The following is a 13,147-nucleotide window of genomic DNA, read 5'->3' as shown; positions in this document are numbered from 1 at the left end:
ATTGTAGCATCGTTGGTACCGGAGGCTCTGTGGCCCGGCCGCGGTCATAAGAAAGCTATGAGAAACACATGCGAAAGCTGTGCGCTGGCCGGTTCTCCCTTATCCGCAGCGGCCCGCCGGCGCATCTATATGGAGAGGAGTTGCCTATGAAGCTACGCAAGCTGATGGTTGTCGCCAGCCTGGTTGCGCTATTGATTCCGGCCACGCTCCTGGGGCAGGGCGAGCAGCCCTCGGAGCGGGCCCAGCAGCGGATTATCAAAGAGGTCCGGCATGAGCTGCTGATGCTCCCCTATCTGGGCGTGTTCGACAACATCGCGTTCAAGGTCGAAGGGTACAAGGTCACGTTGGTGGGGCAGGTCACGCGGGAGACGCTCAAGTCTGACGCCGAGCGCGCGGTGAAGAGCATTGAAGGTGTGGAGCAGGTGGACAACCAGATCGAGGTCCTGCCCGCCTCGCAGAACGACGATCGTCTGCGCCTGCGCCTGTATCGCGCGATCTATGGATTCCCGTCGCTGCAGCGCTATGCGTTGGGGGTGAACCCGCCCATCCGCATCATCGTCAAGCGAGGCCACGCCACGCTCGAGGGAGTAGTGGACAGCGAGGCCGACAAGAACACCGCCGGCATCCGTGCCAAGGGCGTCTCCGGTCTGTTCTCCGTGACCAACAACCTGCGCGTGGAGAAATAGAAGCGGGGACGCGGCGTTCGCTTCTGCTGTGGAGTCTCCCGACTCCGTTCGGAAAACGGTTCGGGCGCAAGAGCGGCAATCGGCGAGGAGCGCCTGTTTGTTATAATTGCCGCTGCGAGAATCGAATGCGGAGCCGCTCCGTCTGCTGCGGCTCCTGTTCTTCTGCCCATCCGCACGCGTCGGGGAGTGGCTCAGCCTGGTAGAGCACCTGGTTCGGGACCAGGGGGTCGGAGGTTCAAATCCTCTCTCCCCGACCAACTTTTCCAAGCCGAATCCCCTGAACAGGCGCTGCGGGTATCGGTTTTTCTTCGCGGTGCTCGATCCTCAGGGTTGCGGAGGCCTCCACGCGGCCTTCCACTCGGTGCCGCGCACATAGAAATACGCCGCCATGCAGAAATCGAAGGCTGCGCAAGAGATCCCGTAAGCGAGCGTGCTCATCGGTCTGCCTCCCCTTCACAACGGCGCGCCTTCGCGCGTTCGGGAGCGCTGTCGGTAGCCTGCCAGACCCAAGACGTTCGCCACCCTACTTCACCGGCGCCGTCTTGGGCGGGCAGACTTCCGGCATGCCCAGCTTGCGCAGGATGAGCATCATGGGACACCAATTGGTGAAGCCCGACTGCAACAGATTCAGTCCCACGAAGGCGGTGAACAGAAAGAAGTAAGGACTTACCCAGTAGCCCAGCGCCAGGGAGAGCAGAACGAAAGTCCCGGCAACGGCCCGCAAACCTGCATTGACGGTCATACCTCCTCCTCATCGGCAGAGAGTTCCGCCGCGTGGCCGCGCTGGCTCATGTAGTAGAGCACGGGCACGGCCATGCGGGAAAGCAGGGTGGAGGCGACTTCGCCCGCCATCAGCGAAATCGCCAGCCCCTGGAAAATGGGATCGAACAGGATGACGCTCGCGCCCACCACCACCGCAGCCGCGGTGAGCAGCATGGGACGGAAGCGCACCGCGCCCGCGTCCACCACGGCATCTTCGAGCGGCATGCCCTGGCGGCGGCGCAGCTCGATGAAGTCGACCAGGATGATGGAATTGCGCACGATGATGCCGGCGCCGGCGATGAAGCCGATCATCGAGGTGGCGGTAAAGAACGCGCCCATCAGCGCGTGCGCCGGCAGGATGCCTACCAGGGTCAGCGGAATGGGCGCCATGATGACCAGCGGCGTGCGGAATGAATGGAACCAGCCCACCACCAGCACGTAGATCAGCACCAGCACGGCGGCAAACGCGAGGCCCAGGTCGCGGAAGACCTCGTAGGTGATGTGCCACTCGCCGTCCCACTTCATGGCGTAGCGATCGGACCGTTCGGGCAGAACGCTGGAGTACTGGGCGATCTCGTAACCCTCCGGGAGCTTGAGCGCCGCGATGGTCTTGCGCATGGTGAGGATGGCGTAGACCGGGCTCTCCTCTGCGCCCGCCAAGTCTCCGGTGACGTAAACGACAGGCCGCATGTTCTTGCGATAGACCGAAGGCTCGAGCGTTTTCCTTTCCGTGGTGGTGACTTCCGCGAGCGAAACGGATCCCCCTTGAGGCGTGGGCAGGCGCAGGGAGCCGAGCGTCTCAACACCGGAGCGCCCGGCGCGGCTCAGGCGCACTTCGATGGGCACGTCCTCGCGTGCTTCAGGCGCGTGCAGCAGGCCGACTACGGCGCCACCCAGTCCCATCTCCACCGTGCGGGTGACGTCGGCGGCAGAGATGCCGTGCAGCGCGGCCTTGTCCAGGTCCACCTTCATGTCGAAACGGGTCTGCGGGTCTTCGACGTACCAGTCCACATCGGTGACGCCCGGAGTCTGCTCGAAGATCTTGCGGATCTCGGCGGCCAGCGCGATCTGGCGCGTGTAATCAAGCCCGTAGACTTCCGCCACCATGGTTTGCAGCACCGGAGGGCCGGGCGGCACCTCCGCCACCTTGATGCGTGCGCCGAAGGGACGCGCAATCTTTTCCAGCTCGGGACGCATGCGGCGGGCGATGGCGTGGCTCTGCTGGTCGCGGTCGTGGCGCGGGAGCAGGTTCACCTGGATATCGGCCACGTTCGGGCCGCGGCGCAGGAAGTAATGGCGCACCAGGCCGTTGAAGTTGTAAGGACCGGAGAGCCCGGCGTAGATCTGGTAGTTCACGACCTCGGGCTGCTGTGCGACGTAGCGTCCCAGCGCCTGCGCCACGCGCGCGGTCTCTTCGAGCGTGGCGCCCTCGGGCATATCGATGATGATCTGGAACTCGCTCTTGTTGTCGAAGGGCAGCATCTTCACGCGTACGAGTCTGAGCGGAATGAGCAACACGGCCAGCAGCAACAGGCCCACCATGCCGCCGAGAAAAATCCAGCGGCGGCGGCGATGGGCCACGAGCGGCGTCATCAACCGGCGGTAGGTACGCGTGGTCCAGCCTTCGGCCTCGTGTTCACCGGCCGCCGATTCGCTGTAGTGCCGCAGCAGGCGCAATGCCGCCCAGGGCGAGACCACAAACGCCACTACCAGCGAGAACATCATGGCCGCCGAGGCGCCGACCGGGATGGGCCGCATGTACGGCCCCATCAGCCCCCGGACGAACGCCATGGGGAGGATGGCCGCGATCACGGTGAAGGTGGCGAGGATAGTGGGATTGCCCACTTCGTCCACGGCTTCCACGGCAACGTCGCTCAGCGTTCGCCCGCGACTCTCCGGCAATCGGAAGTGGCGCACGATGTTCTCCACCACGACGATGGCGTCATCCACCAGGATGCCGATGGAAAAGATGAGGGCGAACAGCGTCACCCGGTTCAGCGTGTAGCCGTAAAAGTAGAAGATGGAAAGCGTCAGCGCGAGCGTGACCGGGATGGCCAGCAGCACCACGCCGGACTCGCGCCAGCCCAGCGCCAGCGCGATGAGCAGCGTGACGGAAAGCGTGGCCAACAGCAGGTGCTTCAGCAGCTCGTCGGACTTGTCCTTGGCGGTCTCGCCATAATTGCGGGTCACGGTGACGTTCAGGTCCGCCGGCAGGAGATACCCGCGCAGCGACTCGACTTTCTCCAGCGCTGCGTGAGCGATCAGCGTGGCGTTCGCGCCCTTGCGCTTGGCCAGCGTGATGGTGACGGCCGGGTACTCAGCCGTGTCCTTTGCGCCGCTGCCGGCCGCGTTGCTGTATTGGACGTAGCTCTCCGGCTCGGCTGGGCCGTCCTCCAGCTTGTCGGCGACGTTGCGCAGGTAGATGGGGCGTCCCTGCGCCACGCCCACCACGACTTTCTGCAGTTCTTCCGCAGAGGTGAAGAAGCTGCCGGCATCCACCAGGAAGTCCTGGTTGTCGCGCGCGAAGCTGCCCGCCTGTCCGCGGCGGTTCGCCTGCTCGAGCTGGGAAGCCACGCCGGCGGGCGTGACCCCGTAGGCGGCCAGCCGCTGCGGATCGAGCACCACGCGCAGGCGGCGTGGACGCCCGCCCAGAATGGTGGTTTCGGAAACGTCGTCCAGTTGCTTGAGGGAATCCTCCAGCTCCGCCGCGATGAGCCTCAGCCGATACCCGTCGTAGCCTTTTCCCCAGAGCGTGAGCGCCAGGATGGGCACATCGTCGATAGAGCGCACCTTGATGAGCGGCTGCGAAACGCCAGGCGGGATGCGGTCGAAGTTGGAATAGAGCTTGTTGTACGTCTTGACGATGGCATCCTCTTCCTTCTGGCCCACATAGAAGCGCACGATCACCAGGCTCATCCCCGGCCGCGTGATGGAGTAGACGTATTCGACGCCCGGCACTTCGCGCAGCAGCTTCTCCATGGGGATGGTGGCGCGCTCGGCCACCTCGCGGGCGGACGCGCCCGGCACCTGGACGAAGACGTCCAGCATGGGCACGACGATCTGCGGCTCTTCCTCCCGTGGCGTCTGCCACGTCGCGAACAGGCCCAGCAGGATGGAGGCCACGACGACCAGCGGCGTGAGCTTGGAGTCGATGAAGGCGTGGGCCAGCTTGCCCGCGGCGCGCAACGCGTTCACGGCGCCACCTCGACTCGCTTGCCGGCCAGGTCACGGCTGCCCGGATCGGCCACGATACGGTCGTCCGCCTTCAGTCCGGAGAGCACCTCGACCCGCTCGCCCTGTTCCCGGCCCAGGGTCACAAACTGCAGGCGGGCAATGCCGTCCGGGTCGAGCAGGAAGACCGCGCGAACCTGCCCTCGCTCCAGCACAGCGGAGCGCGGCACCCGCAGCATGGGTCGTTCGCCGCGTGCATAACGCACACGCGCGAACAGACCGGAACGCAGCCTCGCGTCCTGCGGCAACTGCACTTTCACCAGAAAGCTGCGGCTAGCCGGATCGGCCGCGGGCAGCACCTGGGCGATTCTTCCGGTGAACTCCATGCCCAGCGCTTCCACGAACACGGGAACGGACTTCCCGATGGCGAGGTATTGCAGGTCCTGTTCATCCGCGGGAGCCTCGGCGCGGAAGCTGCTGGTGTCTTCGACCACGAACAGGGGCATGCCGGGAGTGGCGAGCGTGCCCGGGTCGGCGCGCTTCTCCGCCACTAAACCGTCGAACGGCGCGCGCACCCGCGTGTGCCCGAAGGCGGTCTGTGCCTGCGCCAGCTCGGCCTGGGCCTGAACGCGCCCGGCCTGCGCCATCTCGCGCTGCGCTGCGGCGGCGTCGTGGCGGGCTTGAATCTCGTCGAACTCCTGCGGGCTCACCGACTTCTTCTCCCGCAGGTCCTGATAACGCCGCAAAGTCGCGGAGGCCAGGTTGTAGTCGGCTTCTGCCGCAGCCGCCTGCTGCTCGGCGGCGCGCACTCCAGCCTGCGCGCGGTGCAGCGCGGCCTGAGGCGCGGAATCATCGATGAGCGCCAGCACTTGCCCCCGCCGGACGCGTTCGCCCTCGCGGGCAGCCACGTGGCGCAGAATGCCCATGGTCTCGCTGGACACAATCGCCGTCTGTGCTGCCCGAACCGTGCCGGTGACCTCTGCGAAATCCGGCGCGGGCTCCGCGGTCACGGCGACCACGCGTACGCCGCGCACGGTCTCGGCGGCCGCTGCCGGTTCCGCTTTCTTCTCGCTGCACCCCGACAGTACGAAGGCAAGCATGATCAGAAAAGAGGACAACTTCCACATACGCGTCATGGTTGCACCGCCGGAGAATGGGGACCCAGAATGCCTGTGGCCAGTTCCAGCGCAGCCTGTGCCCTCCGCAGCCGGAACACTGCGCCCCAGTAGTCGCTTTGCGTGCGGCGCGAGGTTTCCTCGACCCGCAGCAGGTCGGTGATGGTGTTGAGCCCGGCGTCATAGCGGTTCTGCGTGATGCGCAGGCTCTCACCCGCTTCCGACATCGCGGCGCGCATCACCTCCACGTGCTGGCGTGCCGCGTCGAGGTCGTAGTAGGCGCGGCGGACCTCGAGCCGCACCGCATCCTGCGCGGCCTGCCGCAACGCTGCCAGGCGCGCCGCGCCAGCCCGCTCGCGGGAGAGGCGCGCCGCCTTGGCCCCGCCCTGGAACAGGTCGAACTGCAGCTCGACCCCGCCCGTCCAGTTGGTGTTGCCGCCGCTGGTCAGCTCCTGGTTGTGCGCTTCCCAGCCGGCGAACAGATTCACCCGCGGCCCGAACGCGGATTTGGCCGCAGAGACGCTCTTCGCCTGGGCCGCCAGCTGCGCCTCGATCCGGCGCAGGTCCGGCCGCTTCGCCAACGCCTGCTGCTCCAACGCCTCGAGAGGCTCAACCGCGGGCGGCGCCGCGTCCGAGACTTCAGCCAGCTCGAAGCCTGTACCCATCTGTTCCCCCAGAACGCTATTCAACTGCGCACGCGCCAGTTTGGCGGCGTTGTCCGCGAGCAGGAGCTGATGCTGCCGTTCAGCTAGATTGACGCGGGCACTGAGCAGGTCGGACTCGACGGCCACACCGGCCGCGACCCGCGCCTGGCTGCGATCGCGTACGGCCTCAGCGGTGCGCAGCGACTGCTCCGCCACCTGCCGCTGCTTTTCGGCTTCCAGCACCGCCAGGTACGCCTCGACCGCGCGGAAGGCGATCTCCTGCTCGGTGCGCTCGAACCGGAGGTCGGCGGCCTCGCTCAGGCGCTTCGAGCGCGCCAGCTTGAACAGCTTGCCTCCGGAATCGAACAGGCTCCACTCGGTCCAGATGCGAGTGGAGAAATTATTGATGGGCGCGGGCGTGTTCAACTCGGCAAGCGCGAAATCGGCGGCGGTGAAGCGCTCCTGCCGCAGCTTGGTTCCGAAGACGAACACCGGGTCCGTACTGCGTGTGAATCCTTCCGAAAAGGAAACGGAAGGCAGCAGCTCGGCACGCGCCTCACGCACTCCGCTGGCGGCGGCATCGCGGTCCGCGACCGCGGCGGCACGCATCGGATTGGCTTCCAGCGCCCTGGCCACGGCTTGGGGCAGGGTCAGATTCGGCGGCGCCTGCCCTTGCGCTGAGCAGCAGGGCAGAACCACCATCCAGACCAGAAAAGCTCTGGCGGGTCGAATGAGTGACAGCATTACGCGGTACCTCCCACTCTCCCGGTCAGGGTATTCGGGGCAACGCACAACCGGCTGTGACGGATATCACGGGCAGGTCACGGGCTACAATCCTCATGACGCCTGTGATTCTTGTCACAGACCGGCTCCCGGGGTGCACGTAGGATGCCGACGAGGCACAAGTCCCGTTCCATGAGAGGAGAGATCCGGTGAAGCGTTTGTACGCAATCGTTCTGATTTCGCTGGCGGTGTTGGTCACAGGTGCGCTCGCCCGGCAGAGCTCAACTCCGGCGACGCCGGCTGGCTGTCCCATGATGGCCAAGCACGAAAAAGTGATGAAGATGGCCGCTGACCTCACGGCCAGCTTCGAGCGCGTGCGCACTGCCAAGGATGACGCCGCGCGCAAGGCTGCCTCCGACGAGCACGCCCGCTTGCTGGCCGAGTTCCAGCAGACGGTCAGCGAATCGATGGCTTGTGCCAGGAAGCAGGCGAGCGGATCAGCCGCCTGCGGCGAAGGCGGTTGCTGCAAGATGAGAGCCGAAGGCGCTGCCGGCTGCTGTGCCCAGGGAGCAGCTTGCTGCCAGGGTCACGCAAAGCATGCGGGCGCCGGCTGCTGTGCGGCGATGGCGCACGGGCAATAGACGCCGCATTCTAGTGGTCAAAGGACCGGCACTCCGCCCGGCCTTTTTGTTGATGTCCCCGCGCACGCTGCCGATCCCCCCAAAAAATCATGTCCGGGACAGCAGCTTGCTTTGCAGCATCGCTGCCATCCCGGACCGGTGAGCGTGGATGCTGCGATTACATCAGCACCCCGCGGGGCGGGATGTGATCCAGGTCACATGACTTCGTGACTAGGAAACCACCCTGTGCCCGGAGCCTCCATCGCCTTCGCCGGGTGCGCGGAGTATGATGCGGCGCGATGGAACTCCATCTGTTCCGCGACCAGCCCCACCGGCGCTACAACCCACTGCTGCGCGAGTGGGTGCTGGTTTCGCCGCAACGCGCCTTGAATCCGGGACTGCCAGCGGCCAAAGCGGCTCCACCGGCGGCCTCCATCTACGATCCGCGCTGCCGGCTGTGCCCCGGCAACGAACGCACCGGAGGCGTCCGGAATCCTGATTATGACGGTGTCGCCGTCTTCGAGGACGACATGCCGGCACTGCTGCCCGGAGCGCCGGAGGTTACCCTCGACGAGGGCAGCCTCATCATCGTACAGGGCGAGCCGGGGATCTGCCGCCAGGTGGCCTACATGGCGCGGCATGATCTCTCCTTCCCGCTGTTCACTCCTGCCGAAGCGCGCGCGGTAGTGGACGCCTGGGCGGAGCAGTACACTGCGCTCGGGCAGACGCCCGGCATCCGTTACGTGCAGATCGTTGAGCGGCGCGGCGGACACCCCCATTGCGACATCTGGGCCGGTTCGAGCCTTCCCAGCCGGCCCTTTCGCGAACAGGCATCGTTCACCGGATACTACGACGCGCGCCAGACCTGCCTGCTCTGCGATTACCTGGCGCTGGAGCAGGTGTATCGCGAGCGCGTGGTGTGTGAGAACGCGCTGTTCACCGCGCTGGCGCCCTTCTGGGCGGCGCAGCGATTGGAGACCATGGTGATAAGCCGGCGCCACACGACCGGGCTCGACCTGCTGGACAGCGAAGGGAGAGACGCGCTGGCCGACGTAATGCGCCGCCTTACCGCCCGCTTCGACAATCTTTTCCGCGCGCCGCTTCCTTACGTGATGGGACTGCACCAGCGCCCCACGGACGGTTTTCCGCACAGCGAGTGGCACCTGCACGCGCACTTCTATCCGCTGCTTCCGGCGGAATCGGAATCCGCAGAAGCCCTTGGCCTTGTTGCCTCGCGTCAACGCGATTCGACCCCGGAATCCGACGCCGCGCGCCTGCGCGACGCGCCCGAGGGCGAAGCGGTCGGCTGACCTCAGCGCAGGTTCATCATCAGCAGGCGGCGTTCGGTCATTTCTTCGATGGCGTAGCGCAGTCCCTCGCGTCCCAAACCGGAGTCCTTGGTGCCCCCGTAGGGCATGTGGTCGATGCGGAAGGTCGGTACTTCGCCCACCATCAACCCGCCGACCTCAAGTTCCTCGTAGGCGCGGAAGATCAGGCGCGCGTCGCTGGTGAACAGCCCGGCTTGCAGCCCGTACGGCGAATCGTTTACCAGGCGCAGCGCTTCCTGGAAGTCCTCGTACGGCTCCACAGTCACGACCGGCGCGAAGGCCTCTTCGCAGTTCACCTTCATCGCAGGCGTGGTGCCGGTGAGCACCGCGGGCTCAACCATCGAGCCGCGGCGTGCTCCACCGCAGTGCAGCCGGGCGCCGCCGGCCACCGCTTCCCGGATCCACTGTTCGGCGCGGCGCGCCGCGTCTTCGCTGATCAGCGGGCCGACGTCGGTGGCTTCGTCCAGCGGATCGCCCAGCTTCAGCGCCTGCACGCGCGGCACGAACTCGCGCAGGAACTGGCTGTGCACTCCGGCCTCCACCAGCACCCGCTGCACGGAAATGCAGCTCTGCCCGGCGTACGAGTAACCACCCATGGCACAGCGCTCGGCAGCGTAGGCGATGTCGGCGTCGGAATGCACAATGACGCCGGCGTTGCCGCCCAGCTCCAGCGTTACCCGCTTCTTGCCGGACTTCCTCTTCAGCTCCCAGCCCACTGCAGCACTGCCGGTGAAGGTCAGCATCCTGAGCCGATCGTCGGTGACGAGCATTTCCGCGACCGGGTTGGCGGCCGGCAGCACGTTCAGCGCGCCTGCCGGCCAGCCGGCGTCGTGGACGATCTGGGCCAGGGAAAGCGCGCTCAGCGGCGCTTGCGGCGCAGGTTTCAGCACCATGGTGCAGCCGGCGGCGATGGCCGGCGCGATCTTGTGTGCCACCAGATTCAGCGGAAAGTTGAAGGGCGTGATGGCAGCGATGGGACCGATGGGGAAGCGGCGCACCAGCGCCCAGCGGCCGGCGGTGGCGGCCTGCAGGTCGAGCGGCAGGTACTCGCCATAGATTCGCGTGCTCTCTTCAGCGGCGATGGAAAAGGTAAGGATGGCGCGGTCGACTTCCGTTCTCGCCGTCTTGATGGGTTTGCCAGCTTCGAGCGCGATGGTCCGTGCCAGCTCCTCGCGCCGCTCGGCGATCGTTCGCGCCGCGGTGCTCAACACCCGCTGCCGTTCGTACGCGGGCAGCTTGCGCGTGACGGCAAACGCCTGCACGGCCGCCGCGATGGCGGCGTCCATGTGCTGCGACGTCGCACGGAAGGTCGTGCCCACCACCGAGCCGTCGAACGGCGAGCGCACTTCAACCGCATCTCCCTCGGTGCGCCATTCTCCGCCCAGCAGGAAGCCGAATGACTTCGCCGCCGTGATGATCTCCGCCATCGTGGTCTCCCGAGTCGGAGCCTGGGTTCAGTGTACGCGCTCTACTACGCGTCGTGTCAGAAACGAATCTCTAGGCCTGCAGGGTCTTCAGGAGCTCTTCGGCGTATCGCGCCCCGTCTGGAGTCTCCTCGTGCTTGAAGTACACGAACACATCGCGGCCTGCAGCCAGATGTCCCCGCGTCTTGTTTGCGATCTCCGTGCGCTCCGCCGGCGAGTACTCCGGCTTGCGCAGCCGGAAGTAGAGGAAGTCCGCAGTCGCGACCTCCGGAACTTCCAGTTTTTCGCTTTCTGCGACACACAGCGCGGCGCCGGAATCCGCGAGCAGCTTGTAGACCTCGTCGCGGAACCAGGACGCATGGCGGAACTCGAACGCCGGCCGGGCGGCACGCGGAAGAAGTGTCAGGAAGTCCGCCAGCAACGCGGCGTCACACTTGAGGAATGGAGGCAACTGGAAGAGCACCGTGCCCAGCTTGCCCGCCTCCGCCATGGGCTGCAGCGAACCGAGGAAGCTGCGGGTGAATTCCTCCGCATTGCGCATACGCAGCACATGCGTGATGTTCTGATGCGCTTTCACGGAGAAGCGGAACTCCGCCGGCGTCACGCTGATCCAACCCTGCTGCATGGAGGCCGTGGCAAAGCGGCGGAAAGTGACGTTCAGCTCCACCGAGTTCAGCCGCGTGGCGTAGAACTCGAGAAACTTCTTCGACGGCAGCTTCGCAGGGTAGAAGTCCGGCTTCCAGCTCGGATACGACCATCCCGAGGTGCCGGCGTAGAGTCGGGCCATGGCCTTCGCAATCTATCACCCGCCGCGGAAGCTGGACAACGCAGGCTCCGTGCCGCATTCTTGTGCACGCGATGGATCAACCGGATTCTCTCCGTATCGCCCTGCAGTTCGTCGAGCACATCAACCGCCACGACGTGGAGGCCATGTGTGTTCTCATGACCGAGGACCATCGCTTCGTGGACGGGCTGGGCAACGAAGTGCGCGGACGCGACAACATGCGCGAGCCTTGGCGCACCTACTTCGCCTGGTTCCCTGATTACACCATCATCGTGGAGTACAGCTTCGAGCGCGGTGATGCCGCGGCCCTGATCGGCAACGCTCGTGGCACGTACGCCGTTCAGGGTGACCTGGATCCAGCGCGGCAGTGGGAGATTCCCGCGGCCTGGCTGGCCGTCGTCCGCGAGGGCCTGGTGGCGGAGTGGCGCGTCTATGCCGACAACGAACCGGTGTGGAAGGTCATGGGCGTCACGCGCTACTGACGGACCTCGACCACCGCCACCTTGTTCACCCCGCTGCACGCCAGATAGAGTTTCCCGTCCGGAGTCGCGACCATGTGACGCACCACGCCGCCGCCCGAAGGAATCGGCCAGCTACGGAACGTCTTCGTCCGCGGATCGAAGCGCACCAAGGTGTTCGGGCTGACCCCGGCTTCGCTGAACCATACCATCCCGTCCGGCGTGATGGCGATCCCGTACGGATTGGGCATGGGCTGGCCGGGCGTGGGCCACTCCTCGACCTTGCCGGTCTTCGGATCCAGGTGACCCAGGTAGCCACGCGCGTAGTCGGTGTAATAGAGGGTATCGTCCGAAGCGACGGCCAGACGCCGCGGCCGCGCCCCCTCCGGCAGCGTGTACTCGGTGATCTTCATGGTCGCCGGATCGATGCTGGCCAGCTTGTTGGTGTTGAACTCGCAGAAAAACGGAACGCCCTTCGAGTTCACCACGATCCCGTAGGGGCGCGAATTCGTCGTGGGCGATTCGCGCAGTTCCACCTTGCCTGTTCTCGGGTCGAGGCGCCCGACCATGTTCCCGCGCTGCACCGTGAACCACAGCACGCCTTTCTGGTCGAGGATGGGCGTGTGCGGATCCACCGCGCGCGCATCCGGCATCGCGTACTCGGTCACCGTGCCGGTCTTCGCGTCGAGCTTGCCGACGTGCGCCTTGTAATTGCCCGTGTACCAGATGTTGCCCTCGGCGTCGGCTACCAGGCCATGCGGACCCGACTGCGGCGTCTTCATGGCGTACTCGCGGATGGCGCCCGTCTTGGGATCCAGCCGTCCCAGCGTGTTCGCGTTCTGGCCGGTGTACCAGAGCGCGCCATCGGGCGCGACCGCGGGATCGTGAGGGCGCGACGAGGGTGTCGGCACGTCCCACTCCTTTATCTGAACTTCGATTTCGCCTGCCGGCGCCGCGGCGAACAGCGCGGCAGTCGCCATCAGAAGAATGAAAGCCAACCCGTACGGACGCATCACTGGGCTCCTGTCAGGAACTTGTATTGCGCTCCGCTCAGCGGAACTACGGAGAGCCGGCCCTGCCGCACCAACGGCGAGTCGGCGAACAGCCGGCTTCCCTTGACCTCGGCCAGCGTCACCGGCGTCTTGAGAGGCTGTCCCGCCGCAATGATGACTTGCGGGGACTTCGGGTCGCTTGCGTCCACCTTCGCCACCGAAGCCGTTCCGACGGCGCGCTTCTCATCGCCGGTGTGATAGATCACCAGCTTCTCGCCCGGCTTCATGGCGCGCAGGTTCTTCAACGCCACCGGATTGGTCACGCCGTCCCACAGCGTCTTCTTGTCGCGCACCAGGTCGTCGAAGGAATACTCCGACGGTTCGGTTTTCAATAGATAGGGCATGGAGAGAAATTACCAATTACAAATTCACAATGACAA

The 13,147-nt window shown here is 65.7% G+C and carries 12 protein-coding genes and 1 tRNA gene; 5 read left to right on the top strand and 8 right to left on the bottom strand.

Annotation, left to right across the window (positions count from 1 at the left end):
* Positions 1–146: 146 nt before the first annotated feature.
* A complete protein-coding gene (locus VNK82_00895; protein HXE89498.1) occupies positions 147–686 on the top strand; it encodes a BON domain-containing protein in 540 nt (179 codons plus the stop codon).
* A 180-nt stretch (positions 687–866) separates the two neighbouring features.
* Positions 867–943 (top strand) — tRNA-Pro (locus VNK82_00890).
* A 266-nt stretch (positions 944–1,209) separates the two neighbouring features.
* Here VNK82_00890 and VNK82_00885 read toward each other — a convergent pair.
* Genes VNK82_00885 through VNK82_00870 form a run of 4 tightly spaced genes read right to left on the bottom strand, consistent with a single transcriptional unit; the run spans position 1,210 to position 7,080 of the window.
* A complete protein-coding gene (locus VNK82_00885) occupies positions 1,210–1,428 on the bottom strand; it encodes a DUF2892 domain-containing protein (protein HXE89497.1) in 219 nt (72 codons plus the stop codon).
* The gene (locus VNK82_00880; GenBank protein HXE89496.1) at positions 1,425–4,643 is read right to left on the bottom strand and encodes an efflux RND transporter permease subunit; all 3,219 of its coding nucleotides are present in this window, start codon (positions 4,641–4,643) and stop codon (positions 1,425–1,427) included. Before VNK82_00880 ends, VNK82_00885 begins: the two co-directional genes overlap by 4 nt.
* Positions 4,640–5,737: an efflux RND transporter periplasmic adaptor subunit gene (locus VNK82_00875; protein ID HXE89495.1), complete on the bottom strand. Its 1,098-nt coding sequence runs from the start codon at positions 5,735–5,737 to the stop codon at positions 4,640–4,642. Before VNK82_00875 ends, VNK82_00880 begins: the two co-directional genes overlap by 4 nt.
* Before the next feature lie 14 nt (positions 5,738–5,751).
* Positions 5,752–7,080, bottom strand: coding sequence for a TolC family protein (locus VNK82_00870; GenBank protein ID HXE89494.1), 1,329 nt, complete (start codon positions 7,078–7,080; stop codon positions 5,752–5,754).
* A gap of 230 nt (positions 7,081–7,310) precedes the next feature.
* On the opposite strand from VNK82_00870, the gene VNK82_00865 reads away from it, so the two are divergent.
* Positions 7,311–7,742, top strand: coding sequence for a hypothetical protein (locus VNK82_00865; GenBank protein ID HXE89493.1), 432 nt, complete (start codon positions 7,311–7,313; stop codon positions 7,740–7,742).
* Between the two features lie 278 nt (positions 7,743–8,020).
* Positions 8,021–9,031: a galactose-1-phosphate uridylyltransferase gene (gene galT / locus VNK82_00860; GenBank protein ID HXE89492.1), complete on the top strand. Its 1,011-nt coding sequence runs from the start codon at positions 8,021–8,023 to the stop codon at positions 9,029–9,031.
* A 2-nt stretch (positions 9,032–9,033) separates the two neighbouring features.
* On the opposite strand, the gene VNK82_00855 is transcribed toward galT, so the two are convergent.
* Together VNK82_00855 and VNK82_00850 are read right to left on the bottom strand one after the other, a co-directional pair.
* Positions 9,034–10,476 carry an aldehyde dehydrogenase family protein gene (locus VNK82_00855; GenBank protein ID HXE89491.1) on the bottom strand — a complete coding sequence of 481 codons (1,443 nt, stop codon included), beginning with the start codon at positions 10,474–10,476 and terminating at the stop codon, positions 9,034–9,036.
* Positions 10,477–10,546: 70 nt separating this feature from the next.
* Positions 10,547–11,260, bottom strand: coding sequence for a DUF72 domain-containing protein (locus VNK82_00850; protein HXE89490.1), 714 nt, complete (start codon positions 11,258–11,260; stop codon positions 10,547–10,549).
* Positions 11,261–11,331: 71 nt separating this feature from the next.
* Here VNK82_00850 and VNK82_00845 point away from each other — a divergent pair, with 71 nt between their 5' ends.
* Entirely contained in the window at positions 11,332–11,739 is a 408-nt protein-coding gene (locus VNK82_00845; protein HXE89489.1) for a nuclear transport factor 2 family protein, read from the top strand.
* On the opposite strand, the gene VNK82_00840 is transcribed toward VNK82_00845, so the two are convergent.
* The gene (locus VNK82_00840; protein HXE89488.1) at positions 11,733–12,728 is read right to left on the bottom strand and encodes a hypothetical protein; all 996 of its coding nucleotides are present in this window, start codon (positions 12,726–12,728) and stop codon (positions 11,733–11,735) included. The two genes, VNK82_00845 and VNK82_00840, sit on opposite strands and share 7 nt — an antisense overlap.
* Positions 12,728–13,111 carry an EVE domain-containing protein gene (locus VNK82_00835; GenBank protein ID HXE89487.1) on the bottom strand — a complete coding sequence of 128 codons (384 nt, stop codon included), beginning with the start codon at positions 13,109–13,111 and terminating at the stop codon, positions 12,728–12,730. Before VNK82_00835 ends, VNK82_00840 begins: the two co-directional genes overlap by 1 nt.
* Positions 13,112–13,147 lie beyond the last annotated feature (36 nt).

The organism is Terriglobales bacterium (assembly GCA_035573675.1).
Taxonomy (GTDB): domain Bacteria; phylum Acidobacteriota; class Terriglobia; order Terriglobales; family Acidobacteriaceae; genus DATMAB01.
This window is presented reverse-complemented; position numbering and strand designations above follow the sequence as displayed.